The organism is Actinokineospora fastidiosa (assembly GCF_014648415.1).
Lineage (GTDB): Bacteria > Actinomycetota > Actinomycetes > Mycobacteriales > Pseudonocardiaceae > Actinokineospora > Actinokineospora fastidiosa.
Window position 1 is genome coordinate 1,168,286 of the sequence record NZ_BMRB01000001.1, and the last position, 16,277, is coordinate 1,184,562.

Consider the following 16,277-nt stretch of genomic DNA (forward strand, 5'->3'; position numbering starts at 1 on the left):
GTACCTCGTGACGGCGCAGAGGATCGCGCCACCCCAGACCTCTCGGTGACAACGCCCAAGCAGGGGGGCGAAGTCGCAGGGAGCGCCGGGTCTGAACCCGGCGGCACCCCCACGGGGTGTGGAACGGCGGCCGGGGAGTTCGCTGCTGCCCTCGCGGGCGAACTCCCGGCCGCCACTTCCGCCGGTGCGCCGGTGGCCTCCCCGCTGGTCTGCCCCCCGGGCGCGAAGTCCGTCGCCCTCCCTGTGGCCGACGGCCCGCGCAAGGGCCTCCTCTCGCTGATGGTCGTGCCCGAGGGCACCCCGTTCACCCTCCAGCCGCCCTGGCAGGACCGCCCGTCCGGGACCGCGGGCGCGGTGGCCGTCGCGGAGTCCGGCGGCACGCTGGTCGTGGTGATCGAGCCGGTGCCCGGCTCGGCCGCCCCGCCGCTGGACGCCGCCGACGCGCGCGCGATCGCCGACGGGCTCGCCGACGAGTTGTGACTTGACCACCGCGAGCACCCCGAAGGGCGAGCGTCGCCGCCAGGCGCTGGTCGAGGCGGCCGCCGAGCTGCTGATCGAGGGCGGCTTCGACGCGCTGCGCCACCGGGCCGTCGCCGAGCGGGCCGGGCTGCCGCTGGCCTCCACGACCTACTACTTCCAGTCGCTGGACGAGCTGGTGATGGCCGCGCTGGAGTACCACGGGCGCGCCGAGCTGGCCAAGGGCTACGAGCTGCTGGACTCGCTGGCGGAGCGGCCGCCGGAGACGCTGGTCGAGCTGGTGCTCGACCAGCTGCTCGGGCCGCCTGCGCCCGACGGCGACTTCGAGGCCGTCCTGCTGCGCTACGAGCGGCTGGTGGCGACCGGCCGCAGGCCCTACCTGCGGCCGCTGATGCTGGAACTCGGCGGCGAGCTGCGCAAGCTCCTGCTGGCCACGTTCGCCGCCATGGGCGTGCCCATCGACGCCGATCGGCTGGAGCAGCTGATCGCCCTGGTCGACGGGGCCGTGGTGAACGCCCTGATCGAGGTCGACCCCGATCCCCGGGAGAACGCGCGGCGGATGCTGCGCCGGGCCCTCGGCTAGAGTGGCCCAACGTGCAGAAGCCGCGTATCCCCAATGTCCTCGCAGGCCGCTACGCCTCGGTCGAGCTGGCCACCCTGTGGTCGCCCGAGGCGAAGGTCCGGATGGAGCGGGAGCTGTGGCTCGCCGTCCTCGCCGCGCAGGCCGACCTCGGCGTCGACGTGCCCGCCGCCGCCATCGACGACTACCGCCGGGTGCTGGACCAGGTCGACCTGGAGTCCATCGCCGCGCGCGAGCGGGTGACCCGCCACGACGTCAAGGCGCGGATCGAGGAGTTCAACGCCCTCGCCGGGCACGAGCACGTGCACAAGGGGATGACCTCCCGCGACCTGACCGAGAACGTCGAGCAGCTGCAGGTGCTGCGCTCGATGGAGCTGATCCGCGCGCGCGTCGCCGCCGTGCTCGCCCGGCTGGCCCGGCTCGCCGCCGAGCACGCCGACCTGGTGATGGCAGGCCGCTCGCACAACGTCGCCGCCCAGGCCACGACGCTGGGCAAGCGCTTCGCCACGGCGGCCGACGAGCTGCTGGTCGCGTTCTCCCGGCTCGACGGGCTGATCGCGCGCTACCCGCTGCGCGGCGTCAAGGGACCGGTCGGGACCGCGCAGGACATGCTCGACCTGCTGGGCGGTCCGTCCGAGCTGACCGAGCTGGAGTCGCGGGTGGCCGCGCACCTGGGCTTCGCGTCGGTGTTCACCAGCGTCGGGCAGGTGTACCCGAGGTCGCTGGACTACGACGTGGTGTCCGCGCTGGTGCAGGTGGCCGCCGCGCCGTCGTCGCTGGCGAAGACGATCCGGCTGATGGCCGGGCACGAGCTGGCCACCGAGGGCTTCCAGCCGGGCCAGGTCGGCTCGTCGGCCATGCCGCACAAGATGAACACGCGCTCTTGTGAGCGGGTCAACGGCTTCGCCGTGATCCTGCGCGGATACGCGTCCATGGTGGGCGAACTCGCGGGCGACCAGTGGAACGAGGGCGACGTGTCGTGCTCGGTGGTGCGCCGGGTCGCGCTGCCGGACGCGTTCTTCGCCGTAGACGGTCTCCTTGAGACGTTCCTGACCGTGCTCGGCGAGTTCGGCGCGTACCCGGCGGTGATCGAGCGCGAACTCGACCGGTACCTGCCGTTCCTGGCCACCACCAAGGTCCTCATGGCGTCGGTCCGCGCGGGCGTCGGCAGGGAGACCGCGCACGAGGCGATCAAGGAGCACGCGGTCGCCGTCGCGCTGGCCATGCGCGAGGAGGGCGTCGAGTGCAACGACCTGCTCGACCGGCTCGCCGCCGACGCGCGGATCCCGCTCGACCGCGCCGAACTCGACGCGCTGCTGGCCGACCGGCTGCCGTTCACCGGGGTCGCGGGCGCGCAGGTCGCCGAGGTCGTCAAGCGCGTCGAGACGGTGCTGGAGCGCTTCCCGGAAGCGGCCGGGTACGCGCCCGCCGCGATTCTCTGAGGCCGACATGATGAGCGCGGCGTTCGGCTGAATCAAGCTGCCGCGTTCCCCAATTGCCAGAGTGGACTGAGGACTTCTCAAATCTCGCGCGGGATGGCAGCATCCCGCCCGGCGCACAGGTCCCTTGTGGACGCGGGCCCTCGATCCCGCACCCTGCCGCTGTGCGCTCCCTGCGAGATTTAGGAATCGGCATGAAGCTCACCACCCTGCGTGGCGCGGCGACCAGAGCGGCAGTGCTGCTCGGCGCCGCGGCCACCGGAATCGCCGTGCTGTCCGTCCCCGCCGCCGCCGAGGGAACCATCCTCGGCGCGGGCGCGCCCGGCGCGGCGAAGGACCGCTACATCGTCAAGCTCAAGGACAACCCCGGCGCGCTCCAGACCACCTCGGCCGACAAGGCCCGCCGCTACGGCGGCGCGGTCCGGCACCGGCTCGACGTGATCAACGGCTTCTCGGTCACCATGACCGAGCAGCAGGCGCGCAGACTCGCCGCGGACCCGGACGTCGAGTACGTCCAGCAGGCGGTCCAGATGGCCGCCGTCGACACCCAGACCAACCCGCCGAACTGGGGCGACGACCGCATCGACCAGCGCGACCTGCCGCTGAACGGCGCCTACACCTACCCGACCAACGCGGGCCAGGGCGCCCACGTCTACGTGCTCGACACGGGCATCAACGCAGGCCACTCCGACTTCACCGGCCGCATCGCCGCCGGGTACGACTTCGTCGACGGCGACAGCAACCCGAGCGACTGCCAGGGCCACGGCACCCACGTCGCCGGGTCCGCGGCGGGCACCCGCTACGGCGTGGCCAAGAAGGCCACCATCCACGCCGTCCGCGTGCTCGACTGCCAGGGCTCCGGCTCCAGCGACGACATCATCGCGGGCATCAACTGGGTCAAGAACAACGCGGTGAAGCCCGCCGTGGTCAACTACAGCATCGGCTGCCGCCAGCGCTGCACCGACCCGGCGACCGACAACGCCGTCAAGGCGCTCATCGCCAGCGGCGTGCAGTTCGTCATGGCCGCGGGCAACTCCACCGACGACGCCTGCGGCTACAGCCCGCAGTACGTCACCGAGGGCGTGACGGTCGGCAACAGCACCCGCACCGACGCGCGGTCGAGCTCCAGCAACTACGGCTCCTGCCTCGACATCTGGGCGCCGGGCACGGACATCGTCTCCGCGTCGCACACCAGCAGCACCGGCACCGCGACGATGACCGGCACGTCGATGGCGTCCCCGCACGTCGCGGGCGCGGCGGCGGTCTACCTGGCGCAGAACCCCGGCGCCACCCCGGCCCAGGTCCGCGACGCGCTGGTGACCAACGCCAGCACCAACAAGCTCAGCGGCATCGGCACGGGCTCCCCGAACCGCCTGCTCTACACCGCGTTCATGAACGGCGGCTCGCCCGACCCCGACCCGGACCCGGAGCCGACCGGCTGCTCGGGCACCAACGGCGCCAACCACACGATCAACGACAACGCGACCGTGGAGAGCTCCATCGCCATCGCGTCGACCTGCGGCACCGCCTCGTCCAGCGCGACGGTGACGGTCGGGATCGTGCACACCTACATCGGCGACCTGGTCGTCTCCCTGATCGCGCCGGACGGCAGCGCGTACACGCTGCACAACCGGACCGGGTCGTCGGCGGACAACATCAACCAGACGTACACGGTGAACCTGTCGAGCGAGACCGCCGCCGGGACGTGGAAGCTGCGCGTGCAGGACGTCGCGACGAACGACACCGGCTACCTCGACACCTGGACGCTGGACACCAAGGCGACCACCGGTGGCGGCACGCCGGGGACCTGCGCCCCGGCCACCAACGGCACCAACGTGACGATCTACGACAACGCCACCGCGGAGAGCCCGATCAGCCTGTCCTGCTCGGGGACCGCTTCGGCCACCAGCAAGGTCGACGTCTCCATCCAGCACACGTTCCGGGGCGACCTGGTGATCGACCTGGTGGCGCCGGACGGGACCGCCTACCGGTTGAAGAACTCCAGCACCAGTGACAGCGCGGACAACGTCATCGGGACGGCCACCGTGAACCTGTCCTCCGAGTCCCGCGCCGGGACGTGGAAGCTGCGGGTTCAGGACATCGCGACGAACGACACCGGCTACATCGACTCGTGGACGCTGACCACGTAGTGACTGATGGTTCCGCCGCTGGCGTCCCTAGTTCCCGGGGCGTCAGCGGCGGCGGCGATCAGGTCAGCTGATCCACTCGCCTCGGCGCAGGACGGCCGTCGGGTGGAAGCCGCGATCCAGCAGCACCACGTCGGCCCGCAGGCCCTTCGCCAGCTTGCCCGTGACCTCGCCCAGCCCCAGCAGGGCCGCGGGCCGGGTGGCGGTCGCGGCCACGGCGTCCTGGACCGACAGGCCGCACGTCTCCACCAGGTTCCGGAAAGCGGCGTCCATCGTCAGCGTGCTGCCCGCCAGCGAGGTCCCGCCCGCCAGGGTCGGCACGCCGTCCTTGACGACCACCTCCAGGCCGCCGATGTCGTACGTCCCGTCCCCGACACCGGCCGCGGCGATGGCGTCGGTGACCAGGACGGTCCGCTCGGGGCCCGCGTGCCGGGCGGCCAGGCGGACGATCGTGGGGCTCAGGTGGACCAGGTCGCAGATCAGCTCCACCGTCACCCTCGGGTCCGACAGGAGGGCGCCGATCGGGCCGGGTTCGCGGTGGTGGAGGGGGCGCATGCCGTTGAACAGGTGGGTGGCGACCGTGGCTCCCGCGTCCACGGCGGGCATGACCTGGGACTCGATGGCGTCGGTGTGGCCGATGGCCGCCAGCGCGCCGCCGTCCACCAGCTGGCGGACGGCGCGGACCGAGCCCTCCAGCTCGGGGGCGATGGTCACCATGCGGACCGCGCCCCGGCCCGCGCGGAGGACCGCGGCCACCGAGTCGGAGTCCGGGGGGCAGAGGATCGCGGGGTCGTGGGCGCCGCAGCGCACGGCGGAGAGGAACGGGCCCTCCAGGTGGACGCCCGCCAGCAGGCCGTCCTCGGTCAGCTCGCGCAGGGCCGCGATCTGGGAGACCAGCTCCGGGATCGGGCGGGACACCAGGCTCGCCAGCAGCGTCGTGGTGCCGTGCCGGGCGTGGGTGGCCACGGCCGAGGCGATGCGGTCGGCGTTTCCGCTGGTGAACGGCTCGCCCCCGCCACCGTGGCAGTGGATGTCGACGAAGCCGGGCACGACCCACGCGCCCTCGGCGTCGACCACGCGGTCCGCGCGCGGCGGCTCGCCCGCGCCCAGCGCGGCGATCTCGCCCTCCTCGACCAGCAGCCAGCCGTCGTCCAGCAGGCCGTCGGGGGTGACCAGCCTGCCGCCTGCGATGAGCTGTCCTGCCATGTGTCCTCCGAGCCGTTCCGCCGCGCACCCGCGATCGGTGTGCACAGTGGCAGTCTATTGGTCTATACCGCAATGGTCTAAACCAACTTGAGCCCGGCTGGAGTATCGCTAGGGCGCGTTCATGATCTTCTGGAGGGCTTCGAGCGCACGCGACGCCGTCGACTTCACCGTACCCCGGGAGATGCCCGCCGCCTCGGCGATCTCGGCCTCGGAGAGGTTGCCGTAGTAGCGCAGCACCAGCACCTCGCGCTGGCGGGGCGGGAGCTGCTGGAGGGCCTTGACCACGTGCTGGTGCTCGGCGGTCAGCATCGCCAGGCTCTCGGCCGAGCGGGCGTTGGGCGCGTGCGGCGGCGTGTACTCGCGGGCGGTCTTGCGCCTGCGCAGCACGCTGCGCGAGCCGTTGACGACCGCCGTCCGCAGGTAGCCGACCGCGGCCGCTGAGTCGCGCAGGTTGCCCCAGTGCCGGTGCAGCCCGGTGAACGCCTCCTGGACGACGTCCTCCGCGGTCGCGGGCTCGTCGACCAGCAGCAGCGCCAGCCGGATCAGCCGCATGCGGTGGGTCCGGTAGAGGTCCTCCAGGGTCAGCGGGGCGTCCGGCCGGGCGGCCGGTGAACTCTTCAGATCGATGGCGCGCAGCCGGGTCAGCGTCTGCTCGACGCTCTTCTCGGCCTGCCCCTCGGCGCTCGCATCCCCTGCCACGGGCAAACCTTACCCGCAAGCACCCGGGGAACAGGTCGCATCGCGTGTCAAGATTCAGCCATGGCCTGGTTCACCGTGGACACCACGTACACCGACGACCGCGCGCTCCTCGACTCCGTGCGCCCCGCCCACCGCGAGTGGCTGGCCGGATACGTCGAGTCCGGCCGCGTGCTGGCCGCGGGCCCGTGGGCCGACGACTCCGGCGGCTTCTTCGTCGTCTCCGCCGAGGACCGGGCCGCCCTCGACGAGCTGATCGCCAAGGACCCGTACACGACCGAGAACGTGGCCGCCCGCCGGGAGATCCGGGAGTGGAAGATCCTGATGGGCCCCTGGGCTCAGTAGGTCCCGGCCAGCTTGCGGTGGTCCCAGGACGTCACCCGGGTCGGGGTGAACACCAGCCCGACCCGCTTGGCGGCCTGGGCCCTGACGAACTGCGCGGCCGCCGTCGCGGCCTCCTCGCTGCCGCTGTAGCGGTGCAGCAGCGCCGAGCCGATCCGCACGACCCCGGCCTCGTCCTCGACGAGCGCGACGTCGCACTCCATGCTGACCCCGCGCAGCTCCTCGTACGACTCGCCCGCCTCGACCAGCACCGTCGCCCTCGGGTCCCGGCGCAGGTTGGCGACCTTCTGCGAGCTGCCGTACGTCCAGGTCGACAGGGTCGACCCGGGCACGAACCAGAGCGGGACCAGGTGCGGGCGCCCGCCGGGGCCGAGCGTGGCGACGGACATCGTGCGCTCGGCGGCCAGGAAGCCGGCCACCTCCGCGCCGGTCATCCTGATCAGCTCCCGGCGGGACGCCATCGCGCCTACCTGCCCTTCATCGCGGCCGCGCCGCCCGGGCCGACCGGGCGCGACGACGCCGCCGCGCCGCGCGCGGCCACGTCGGCCAGCGCCTCCTTGTCGGCGCGGGCGACCATGTTGCCGCGCAGCCTGCCGCCGATCTCGATGATCGGCGGGAGGAACGCGCGGATCAGCTTCAGCGCGCCGACCCAGCCGGGCACGTGGATCGTCCGGTCGCGGCGCAGCACGCCCTTCTCCATCGCGTCCAGCGCGACCGACACCGGGTGCGTCTTGCCCATCGGGCCGGGCATGGCCGCGCGCAGCTTGCCGAACACCGGGTGCTCGTCCGCGCCGTGCACCAGGTCCGTGGCGATCCACGACGGGTGCGCGACGCCGACGGCCACGCCCAGGTGCCGGACCTCGGCGCGCAGGCAGTTGCCGAACGCCTCGACGCCCGCCTTGGCAGCGGCGTACGGGGCCATCGCGGGGGCGTGCGTGATCGCCGCCAGCGACGACACGATCTGGATGTAGCCGCGGCGCTCGATGACGTGCGGCAGCGCCACCCGGACCGTGCGCCAGACGCCGAGCAGGTCGACCTCGATGGTGCGCTCGAACGCGGCCGGGTCGACCGAGCGGACGAAGCCCGCCGCCGAGATGCCCGCGTTGGCGACGACGATGTCGATGCCGCCGAACCGCTCGACGACGCCCTGGACGGCGGACTCCATCGCGGCCCAGTCGGTGACGTCGGCCTCGAAGACCGCCGCGTCCGGCCCGCACTCGACGGCGACCTTGGCCATCTCGTCGGGTTCGAGGCCGACGAGCGCGATCTTCGCGCCGCGCGCCCCCAGCCGCTTCGCCAGCCCCGCGCCGAGCCCCCGGGCCGCCCCGGTGATCATCACGACCTTGCCATCGACGCCGTGCTCGCGGGCGAACAGGTTCGTCGCACCCATCCGATGCCTCCTCGCAGTCGGTCAGTGGGGCGACGGTACCGCACCTTACCGCCGGTAAGCTACCGGCGGTAACAGTTAATTTCGGTAACGGGTCAGCCCTGGACCTCGACCCCGCGCCAGAACGCGACCCGGCCGCGGATCTGCTCGGCAGCCTCCATGGGCTCGGGGTAGTACCAGGCGGCGTCGGGGTTGTCCTCGCCGTTGACGTGCAGCGTGTAGTAGCTGGCGTCGCCCTTCCACGGGCAGTGCGTCGTGGTCTCCGACGGCCGCAGGAAGTGCTGGTGGACCGAATCGATCGGGAAGTAGTGGTTCCCCTCGACGATGACCGTGTCGTCGCTCTCGGCGATGACCTCGCCGTTCCAGGTAGCGGTCGCCATTGCGCCAGTGTGCCCGACGCGCAGGCGCCCCGCTTTTCGTAGGATGCGGCAGAACGGCGCATGGCCATCCCGAGGAGGAGCCCCCGATGCCCATTGCCACGCCCGAGGTCTACGCGGAGATGCTCGACCGGGCCAAGGCGAACGAGTTCGCCTACCCCGCGATCAACGTGACCTCGTCGGAAACGCTGAACGCCGCCCTGCGGGGCTTCGCCGAGGCGGAGAGCGACGGCATCATCCAGTTCTCCACCGGCGGCGCCGAGTTCGCCTCCGGCACCAAGGTGAAGGACATGGTGACCGGCGCGACCGCGCTGGCCGAGTTCGCCCACGTCGTCGCCGCGAAGTACCCGGTGAACGTCGCCCTGCACACCGACCACTGCCCCAAGGACAAGCTCGACGGCTTCGTCCGGCCGCTGATCGCCATCAGCGCCGAGCGCGTCGCCGCGGGCGGCAACCCGCTGTTCCAGTCGCACATGTGGGACGGCTCCGCCGTGCCGATGGACGAGAACCTGCAGATCGCCGCCGAGCTGCTCGACGCGGCGGCCAAGGCCAGGATCGTGCTGGAGATCGAGGTCGGCGTGGTCGGCGGCGAGGAGGACGGCGTCGACAACGAGATCAACGAGAAGCTCTACACCTCTTCCGAGGACTACCTGAAGACCGTCGAGGCGCTGGGCGCGGGTGAGCGCGGCCGGTACCTGCTGGCGGCCACCTTCGGCAACGTCCACGGCGTCTACAAGCCGGGCAACGTCAAGCTGCGCCCGGAGATCCTCAAGCAGGGCCAGGACGTGGTGGCCGAGAAGCTGGGCCTGCCCGCCGGGTCCAAGCCGTTCGACCTCGTCTTCCACGGCGGCTCCGGCTCGCTGCTGGAGGAGATCCACGAGGCCGTCTCCTACGGCGTGGTGAAGATGAACATCGACACCGACACCCAGTACGCCTTCACCCGCCCGATCGCCGCGCACATGTTCACCAACTACGACGGTGTGCTGAAGATCGACGGCGAGGTCGGCAACAAGAAGACCTACGACCCGCGCAGCTACCTCAAGGCCGCCGAGCAGGCCATGGCCACGCGGGTGACCCAGGCGTGCGAGCACCTCAAGTCCGCTGGCCGCATGATCGCGGGCTGAGCGCGACCGGCGAAGGGCCCGTCCGGGTGTTCCCGGGCGGGCCCTTCCGCGTCCGCGGTGGCGGGCCCCTCGTTGCCCGGTCGAGCGGGTTCCGGGAAGCTCGACGCATGAGTGTCGAGGTAGCCGACGCGCCTGACCGGCGCCGGTTCGAGGCCACTGTGGACGGCGCGCCCGCCGGTCACGCCGAGTACCTGCTCGGCGCCGACGTGATCGTCTTCCCGCACACCGAGGTCGACCCGGCCTTCGAGGGGCGGGGCGTGGGCAGCGCGCTGGCCAGGGCCGCGCTGGACGAGGCGCGCAGGCGCGGGCTGTCCGTGCTGGCCACCTGCCCGTTCATCGCCGGGTGGATGCGCAGGCACCCGGAGTACCTGGACCTGGCGTACCAGAACCGCGCGCCCGCCGATGACTGACCTCGCTGAGCTCTACCGCGACCTGCACCGCCATCCCGAGCTGGCCTTCGCCGAGACCCGCACGGCCGCCGTCGCCGCCAGGGAGCTGCGCGCCGCGGGGTTCGCGGTGGCCGAGAACGTGGGCGGGACCGGCGTGGTGGGCGCGCTGCGCTCCGGCGACGGCCCGACGGTGCTGCTGCGCGCCGACATGGACGCGCTGCCCATGGCCGAGCGGACCGGGCTGCCGTACGCCAGCGCCGTCGACGGCGTGATGCACGCCTGCGGGCACGACATGCACGTCACCTGCCTGATCGGCGCGGCGGCGCGGCTGGCCGAGCGCCGGGACTGGTCGGGCACCGTGCTGGCCGTCTTCCAGCCTGCCGAGGAGGTCGGCGGCGGCGCGCACGCCATGATCGACGACGGCCTCTTCGACCGGTTCGGCACGCCAGACGTGGTCCTCGGCCAGCACGTCGCGCCGATCCCCGCCGGGGTCGTCGGGCTGCGCGCGGGCCCGTCGTTCGCCGCGGCGGACACGCTGAAGATCACCTTGCACGGCCGGGGCGGGCACGGGTCGCGGCCGGAGGTCGCCGTCGACCCGGTGGTGCTGGCCGCGGCGACGGTCATGCGGCTGCAGACGATCGTGTCCCGGGAGACCGCGGGCGGCGACACCGCCGTGGTCACCGTCGGCGCGATCCGGGCGGGCACGGTCGCCAACATCATCCCGGACACCGCGGAGCTGCACGTCAGCGTCCGCACGTACGAGGCGCGGGTCCGCGAGCGCGTGCTCTCGGCGATCGAGCGGGTCGTCCGCGCCGAGGCGCAGGCGTCCGGGGCTGACCGGGACCCGGAGATCGTGCTGGAGACCAGCTTCCCGACCGTGGTCAACGACGCCGACGCCGTCGAGCGCACCCGCCCGGCGTTCGACGGCGTGGCCGCCGTGGTCGACCCCGGGCCGGTGACCGGCAGCGAGGACGTCGGCGTCTTCGCCACCGCGGCGGGCGCCCCGCTGGTGTACTGGCTGCTCGGCGGCGCCGACCCGGCCGCATTCGCCGGGGCGGGCACCTTCGACGAGCTGCGCGAGGTGGTCATGACCCTGCCCGCGAACCACTCGCCGCTGTTCGCCCCCGTCATCGACCCGACGATCGATTTGGGCGTGTCGTGCCTGACGAACACGGCCCGCGCCTGGCTCCGGCAGGATTGACCGCATGCATGGCAACCTTCTGGGTCCCGAGCCGACCCGTCTGCCCGAGCGCGCCGAGCCGCAGGCGGCGCTGGAGCGCGGTGACGACCCCACGGCCGTCGCCCGCCAGTGGCCCGACTTCAGCGAGGCCTGGGCCGCCCTGGCCGAGCGCGCCCTCGACGCGGGCGAGGACGTCGCCGCCTACGCCTACGCCCGCACCGGCTACCACCGCGGCCTCGACCAGCTCCGCCGCGCAGGCTGGAAGGGCGCGGGCCCCGTCCCCTGGTCGCACCGCCCCAACCAGGGCTTCCTCCGCGCCCTGGCCGCGCTGGCCCGCGCCGCCGAGGCCATCGGCGACACCGAGGAGCACCAGCGCTGCGCCCAGTTCCTCGCCGACTCCGACCCGGACGCGCCCCTGTCCCCCTGACGGGGAGTCCGGAACCGACGAGTAGCCCCCGGGTGCTGGCCACGGTCAGCCCCGGGAGGGCGGTGGGGGCTGTTCGGTCGGGCCCCCGATCGGCGAACGGAGCAGAAAACTTCGGGCGCGGCGCACCCCCGTGATCTTGAACGACGCGCCGCGGCGACTACGCTGGCGGTGTGGGCGTTCCCGCGTGGGTCTGGTTCGTGGTGGCGTTCGTGGCTCTGGTCGCGGGCGCTCTGTTCCTCATGCGCGATCGCGCGCGTCTGACCTCGCGCAACCGCGAGCGCAGGCGCTGGGCGGCGCTGCGGGGGTGGCAGTTCGCCGAGTCCGACCCGGTGTTGCCCGGCCAGTGGAACGGCGGGGCGATCGCCTACTACGGCGACGGCGTGGCCCGCGACGTGGTCGCCGGGTCGACGTTCACCGCCGACGGCAGGCGCAAGGTGTACGTGTTCGACCTGGAGGCGGGCGGGCGGGTCAACACCGTCATCTCCGCCGTGCAGTGCAAGCGCGTGCACCCGGTCGTCGTGGAGCTGTGGGTGCCGAGCACGCCGTTCCAGCGCGAGCACATGCCCGAGCTGCTGGGCCCGGTCGGCCAGCGGTACGCGTTCGTCTCCGACATCGCCGCCGCCCGCGCGCTGATCACCCCCGACCTGGTCGACGCGACCGAGGACATCGGGCAGGACGTCGCCGTCGCCTGGATCGAGAACGGGTGGGTGCTGGCCGCGTCCGCGCCGAACTCCTCGCCGTCGCGGCTGGAGCGGCTGCTGCGCGGGCTCGGCGAGATCGCCGACGTGGTCGACCCGTTCGACGCCGAGATCGACCCGGCCGGGGAGGTCGAGGTCCGCGGCGGCCACGAGGAGTGAGCTACCGGCCCGGGCGTACCGCTGGGTAGCGTGCCCCGTATGCCCACCGCACTGATCACCGGCGCCACCGCGGGAATCGGCGCGGCCTTCGCCCGCAGGCTGGCCGCAGACGGATACGACCTGGTCATCGTCGCCCGCACCGCGGACCGGCTGAAGGCCGTGGCCGCCGAGCTGTCCGAGGCGCACGGCGTCGCGGTGCAGACCATGACCGCCGACCTGACCACCACCCGGGCGCGCAAGCGCGTCGAGGACCGGCTTGCCGACCCGGAGCGCCCGGTCGACCTGCTGGTGAACAACGCGGGCTTCGGCACCCGGGGCGCGTTCGCCGACGCCGACCCGGCGTGGCTGCAGTCGCAGGTCGACCTCAACGTCACCGCCGTGATGCGGCTGACCAGGGCCGCGCTGCCCGGGATGATCGAGCGCGGGCACGGCGGGATCGTCAACGTCTCCAGCATCGCGGGGTTCTTCCCGGCGAGCGGGCCGTCCTACGGGGCCAGCAAGGCGTACGTGACGGCGCTGTCGGAGGGCCTGGCCGCGCACTTGGCCGGAACGGGCGTGCGGGTCGTGGCGCTGTGCCCCGGCTTCACCCACACCGAGTTCCACGAGCGCGCGGGCGACGACATGAGCGAGCTGCCCGACTTCCTGTGGCTGGACGCCGACCGGGTCGTGGCCGACTGCCTGGACGACCTCGTCCACGGCCGGTCCCGCTCGGTCCCCGGGCCGCAGTACAAGGCGCTGGTCGCGCTGACCAGGCTCCTGCCCCGCGGCCTGCAGCGGTCGCTGGAGCGGCGCGTCGCGGGGGGCCGCAACCGGGGCTGAGTCCGTAGGCTCGCGGGCATGACGAATCCGCAGCCCGGCTGGTATCCGGAGGCCCCAGGCTCGTCGACGCTGCGCTACTGGGACGGCGCGCGGTGGACGCAGCAGACGCGCGCCGCCAGCGACGCCAGCGCGTGGGAGCTGTCCTTCGACGGCCCGGTCGACCCGAACCGGATCAGGGAGCAGCAGCGCAAGGCGGGCGTCGGCCAGGCAGGGCAGGGCGGAGGGACGCTGTTCACCGAGCCCGTGCTGGTGGTGAACCAGCGGGTGAAGCTGATCGAGCTGGCCAACGAGTACGCCGTGTACGACCAGCACGCCCGCCAGATCGGCGCGGTCGTGCAGGTCGGGCAGAGCGCGCTGAAGAAGGCCGCCCGGTTCCTCGGCAGCTACGACCAGTTCTTCACCCACCGCTTGGAGGTCCGCGACGCCCACGGCCAGACCGTGCTGCGGCTGACCAGGCCCGCGAAGTTCGTGAAGTCGCGGATGATCGTCGAGCGCGGCGACGGCGCGCCGGTCGGGGAGATCCGGCAGGAGAACGCCATCGGCAAGATCCGCTTCGCCTTCGAGGTCGGCGGGCAGCGCGTCGGCGGCATCCAGGCGGAGAACTGGCGGGCGTGGAACTTCGCGGTCACCGACCACGCGGGCGGCGAGGTCGCGCGGATCACCAAGACGTGGGAGGGCTTCGCCAAGACGATGTTCACCACGGCCGACAACTACGTGCTCCAGATCCACCGACCGCTGGCCGACCCGCTGCTGAGCCTGGTGATCGCCTCCGCGCTCACCGTCGACACCGCGCTCAAGCAGGACAACCGGGGCTGGGGCTGAGCCCGTCGATCCGGCCGGACACCGCGACCAGCTCGCGCACGGTCCGGAAGCCGAGCTGGTGGTTGACCCTGGCCATGTGGACGTTCTGCGCGCCCGTGCCGGTGTAGGCCAGCCGGTAGTCCGGCCGGGTCGCCACCAGCCAGCGCAGCATGTGCGCCTTCATCGCCCGCCCGAGACCCCGGCCGCGGTGCGCGGCGACGACCGAGGTGTCGCGCTGGAACGACCAGGTCGGCCGGTGCGGGTGCAGCTCGACCTCGGTCAGGCCGACGACAGCGCCGTCGCGCACGGCCACGACCACCCGCTGCTCGACGCCCCGGGCGCGCAACCCGGCCTCGTGCTCGCGCTGCCGCTCGGCCGACCATGCGGGGACGGCGTAGTCCATGTCGCCCAGCGGCGCGTCGACCATGGCGGCGCGGGCGGCGGCGTAGGAGTCGACCAGCTCGTCCGGCGCCTCGCCGGACCACTGGTGCAGGCGGTAGCCCTCGGGCACGGGCACGTCCCAGAGCGCGGGGTCGGTGTCGGCGACCACCAGCTTCTGGATGATCGCCGCGTGCACGACGCGCAGTCCGACGCCGAGCGCCCAGCGTTCGCCGTCGCTGCCCGCGGTGACCTGGTCCTCTTCGATCGTGGTCCGGCCCTCGGCGCGCAGGGTCGGCAGCATCGCCCGCAGGACGCCGGTGCCGATGCCGCGGTTGCGGAAGCGCGGGTGCACGACGATGTCGACCAGGGCGAGGTGGCTGTTCTCGTGCTCGGGGAAGTAGACGACGGCAAGGCCGACGATCGTGCCGCGCACGCGCGCGACCCAGTACCGGACCGGGCCCAAACCGGGGAACGGCGTGCGGAGCCTGCCGACGACGTCGTCGACGCTCAGGGGCGGCTCGTCCGGACGGTCCGTTTCCTGCCGGGCGAGCATGACGGCGTGGTAGCCCGCCAGGTCCGCGTCGGTGGCGTGGTCGAACTCGGCGATCTCCGGGCGCAGGCGCTCGAGCAGGTCGGCCCGGTCGCCGCGGACGGCGAGCCACGTGCGCAGGGTGGTGAAGCCGAGCCGCTCGTTGACTTGTCGCATGTGGACGTTCTCGATCCCGGTGGCGGTGGCGATCCGCGTCCCGGGCAGTCGGCGCAGCATCGCGGCCTTCATCCACACGCCCAGCCCCTTGCCCCGGTGCGCGGGGACGACCGCGGTGTCCCGCTGGTGGGCGGGCCCGTCGGTATCCGGGTAGACCAGCACCACGGTCAGGCCCACGACCTCGTCACCGTGCAGGGCGACGACGACGTGGAGCGTGACACCGCTCGCGCGCAGCTCCGCCTCCTCCGCGCGGATGCGCTCGGCGGTCCAGTCCGGTTCGCGGTAGGCCAGCTCGCCCAGTGGCGCGTCCTGGATGGCCGTGCGGGCGGAGGCGTAGGAGTGCAGGAGGTCGTCGGGCGCGGCGTCCGACCAGGCGCGCAGGTGGTAGCCGTCCGGCGCGGGGAAGTCGGTGCGGGCATCACCCGGTTCGAGGCGCTGTTCGACGATGCCGTGGACCCGGCGCAGGCCGAGGGACTCCGCCCAGAGCGCGCCGTCGCCGCCGTCGAGCAGCGGGCCCTCGATCACCGGGCGGTCCACGGCGCGCAGGATGGTGGAAAGCAGGGCGGTGCCCACGCCAAGCCGCCGGGCTTGCGGGTGCACCACCATGTCGGTCATCGCGACGTGGCTGTTCCCGTCCGGTGGGAGGTAGACCCGGGCCCAGCCGACGGCGCGCCCGTCCAGCCGGGCCAGCCACATCCGGCGCGGCCCGAACCCCGCGGCGGGCACGCGGACCCGGGCGATGCTCTCGGCCGGGGTGGGCTCGGGCTGCTCGGGCAGCTCGGCCCGCAGCCGGGCGAGCGACAGCTCGTGGAAACCGGCGAGGTCGGCCTCAGTGGCGTGGTCGGGCTCGAAGTCGATGATCTCCACCTGACCGGTCTAGAGGGTCGGGGCGCGCGCCGCAACGGGATTGATGGTGTGTCCGGGGGGCGGACATGAGAGGCT

18 protein-coding genes are annotated in these 16,277 nt (G+C 72.9%); 12 read left to right on the forward strand and 6 right to left on the reverse strand.

Annotated features, from left to right (window positions below; translation table 11 throughout):
- Positions 1-192: 192 nt before the first annotated feature.
- From IEY98_RS05525 to IEY98_RS05540, 4 genes are all read left to right on the forward strand, one after another.
- Complete coding sequence (locus IEY98_RS05525) at positions 193-480, forward strand: hypothetical protein (protein WP_189209150.1); 288 nt, start codon at positions 193-195, stop codon at positions 478-480.
- A 1-nt stretch (position 481) separates the two neighbouring features.
- The gene (locus IEY98_RS05530; RefSeq protein ID WP_189209151.1) at positions 482-1,060 is read left to right on the forward strand and encodes a TetR/AcrR family transcriptional regulator; all 579 of its coding nucleotides are present in this window, start codon (positions 482-484) and stop codon (positions 1,058-1,060) included.
- Positions 1,061-1,071: 11 nt separating this feature from the next.
- Complete coding sequence (gene purB / locus IEY98_RS05535) at positions 1,072-2,499, forward strand: adenylosuccinate lyase (RefSeq protein WP_189209152.1); 1,428 nt, start codon at positions 1,072-1,074, stop codon at positions 2,497-2,499.
- Positions 2,500-2,690: 191 nt separating this feature from the next.
- Positions 2,691-4,646 (forward strand): S8 family peptidase, encoded by a 1,956-nt coding sequence (locus IEY98_RS05540; protein ID WP_189209153.1) that lies wholly within the window; start codon positions 2,691-2,693, stop codon positions 4,644-4,646.
- 63 nt (positions 4,647-4,709) lie between these two features.
- On the opposite strand, the gene nagA is transcribed toward IEY98_RS05540, so the two are convergent.
- Together nagA and IEY98_RS05550 are read right to left on the reverse strand one after the other, a co-directional pair.
- Positions 4,710-5,849, reverse strand: a complete 1,140-nt coding sequence (gene nagA / locus IEY98_RS05545) for an N-acetylglucosamine-6-phosphate deacetylase (protein WP_189209154.1) — start codon at positions 5,847-5,849, stop codon at positions 4,710-4,712.
- Between the two features lie 108 nt (positions 5,850-5,957).
- Complete coding sequence (locus IEY98_RS05550; RefSeq protein ID WP_189209155.1) at positions 5,958-6,548, reverse strand: SigE family RNA polymerase sigma factor; 591 nt, start codon at positions 6,546-6,548, stop codon at positions 5,958-5,960.
- A 60-nt stretch (positions 6,549-6,608) separates the two neighbouring features.
- Between IEY98_RS05550 and IEY98_RS05555 the strand changes: the two genes are divergently transcribed.
- Positions 6,609-6,890 carry a YciI family protein gene (locus tag IEY98_RS05555; protein ID WP_189209156.1) on the forward strand — a complete coding sequence of 94 codons (282 nt, stop codon included), beginning with the start codon at positions 6,609-6,611 and terminating at the stop codon, positions 6,888-6,890.
- On the opposite strand, the gene IEY98_RS05560 is transcribed toward IEY98_RS05555, so the two are convergent.
- From IEY98_RS05560 to IEY98_RS05570, 3 genes are all read right to left on the reverse strand, one after another.
- Positions 6,884-7,348, reverse strand: a complete 465-nt coding sequence (locus IEY98_RS05560) for a pyridoxamine 5'-phosphate oxidase family protein (protein WP_189209157.1) — start codon at positions 7,346-7,348, stop codon at positions 6,884-6,886. The two genes, IEY98_RS05555 and IEY98_RS05560, sit on opposite strands and share 7 nt — an antisense overlap.
- 5 nt (positions 7,349-7,353) lie before the next feature.
- A complete protein-coding gene (locus IEY98_RS05565) occupies positions 7,354-8,277 on the reverse strand; it encodes an SDR family oxidoreductase (RefSeq protein WP_189209158.1) in 924 nt (307 codons plus the stop codon).
- 92 nt (positions 8,278-8,369) lie between these two features.
- Positions 8,370-8,654, reverse strand: a complete 285-nt coding sequence (locus IEY98_RS05570) for a DUF427 domain-containing protein (protein WP_189209159.1) — start codon at positions 8,652-8,654, stop codon at positions 8,370-8,372.
- An 86-nt stretch (positions 8,655-8,740) separates the two neighbouring features.
- On the opposite strand from IEY98_RS05570, the gene fbaA reads away from it, so the two are divergent.
- From fbaA to IEY98_RS05605, 7 genes are all read left to right on the forward strand, one after another.
- On the forward strand, positions 8,741-9,775 hold the full coding sequence (gene fbaA, locus IEY98_RS05575; protein WP_189209160.1) for a class II fructose-bisphosphate aldolase: 1,035 nt from the start codon (positions 8,741-8,743) through the stop codon (positions 9,773-9,775).
- A gap of 107 nt (positions 9,776-9,882) precedes the next feature.
- Positions 9,883-10,185 carry a GNAT family N-acetyltransferase gene (locus tag IEY98_RS05580; RefSeq protein ID WP_189209161.1) on the forward strand — a complete coding sequence of 101 codons (303 nt, stop codon included), beginning with the start codon at positions 9,883-9,885 and terminating at the stop codon, positions 10,183-10,185.
- Entirely contained in the window at positions 10,178-11,365 is a 1,188-nt protein-coding gene (locus IEY98_RS05585) for an amidohydrolase (protein WP_189209162.1), read from the forward strand. Before IEY98_RS05580 ends, IEY98_RS05585 begins: the two co-directional genes overlap by 8 nt.
- Before the next feature lie 4 nt (positions 11,366-11,369).
- The gene (locus IEY98_RS05590; protein ID WP_189209163.1) at positions 11,370-11,771 is read left to right on the forward strand and encodes a DUF3151 domain-containing protein; all 402 of its coding nucleotides are present in this window, start codon (positions 11,370-11,372) and stop codon (positions 11,769-11,771) included.
- A 170-nt stretch (positions 11,772-11,941) separates the two neighbouring features.
- Positions 11,942-12,628: a TtfA family protein gene (locus IEY98_RS05595; protein WP_189209164.1), complete on the forward strand. Its 687-nt coding sequence runs from the start codon at positions 11,942-11,944 to the stop codon at positions 12,626-12,628.
- 39 nt (positions 12,629-12,667) lie between these two features.
- The gene (locus IEY98_RS05600) at positions 12,668-13,447 is read left to right on the forward strand and encodes an SDR family NAD(P)-dependent oxidoreductase (RefSeq protein ID WP_189209165.1); all 780 of its coding nucleotides are present in this window, start codon (positions 12,668-12,670) and stop codon (positions 13,445-13,447) included.
- Positions 13,448-13,465: 18 nt separating this feature from the next.
- The gene (locus IEY98_RS05605) at positions 13,466-14,269 is read left to right on the forward strand and encodes an LURP-one-related family protein (protein ID WP_189209166.1); all 804 of its coding nucleotides are present in this window, start codon (positions 13,466-13,468) and stop codon (positions 14,267-14,269) included.
- On the opposite strand, the gene IEY98_RS05610 is transcribed toward IEY98_RS05605, so the two are convergent.
- Entirely contained in the window at positions 14,241-16,202 is a 1,962-nt protein-coding gene (locus IEY98_RS05610; RefSeq protein WP_189209167.1) for a GNAT family N-acetyltransferase, read from the reverse strand. The two genes, IEY98_RS05605 and IEY98_RS05610, sit on opposite strands and share 29 nt — an antisense overlap.
- Positions 16,203-16,277: the final 75 nt, after the last annotated feature.

Coding starts and splice junctions, on each gene's coding strand:
- IEY98_RS05570 (WP_189209159.1), bottom strand. CDS start 8,654: ATGGCGACCGCTACCTGGAACGGCGAGGTCATCGCCGAGAGCGACGAC.
- IEY98_RS05540 (WP_189209153.1), top strand. CDS start 2,691: ATGAAGCTCACCACCCTGCGTGGCGCGGCGACCAGAGCGGCAGTGCTG.
- nagA (WP_189209154.1), bottom strand. CDS start 5,849: ATGGCAGGACAGCTCATCGCAGGCGGCAGGCTGGTCACCCCCGACGGC.
- IEY98_RS05580 (WP_189209161.1), top strand. CDS start 9,883: ATGAGTGTCGAGGTAGCCGACGCGCCTGACCGGCGCCGGTTCGAGGCC.
- IEY98_RS05590 (WP_189209163.1), top strand. CDS start 11,370: ATGCATGGCAACCTTCTGGGTCCCGAGCCGACCCGTCTGCCCGAGCGC.
- IEY98_RS05555 (WP_189209156.1), top strand. CDS start 6,609: ATGGCCTGGTTCACCGTGGACACCACGTACACCGACGACCGCGCGCTC.
- fbaA (WP_189209160.1), top strand. CDS start 8,741: ATGCCCATTGCCACGCCCGAGGTCTACGCGGAGATGCTCGACCGGGCC.
- IEY98_RS05585 (WP_189209162.1), top strand. CDS start 10,178: ATGACTGACCTCGCTGAGCTCTACCGCGACCTGCACCGCCATCCCGAG.
- IEY98_RS05560 (WP_189209157.1), bottom strand. CDS start 7,348: ATGGCGTCCCGCCGGGAGCTGATCAGGATGACCGGCGCGGAGGTGGCC.
- IEY98_RS05565 (WP_189209158.1), bottom strand. CDS start 8,277: ATGGGTGCGACGAACCTGTTCGCCCGCGAGCACGGCGTCGATGGCAAG.
- IEY98_RS05605 (WP_189209166.1), top strand. CDS start 13,466: ATGACGAATCCGCAGCCCGGCTGGTATCCGGAGGCCCCAGGCTCGTCG.
- IEY98_RS05600 (WP_189209165.1), top strand. CDS start 12,668: ATGCCCACCGCACTGATCACCGGCGCCACCGCGGGAATCGGCGCGGCC.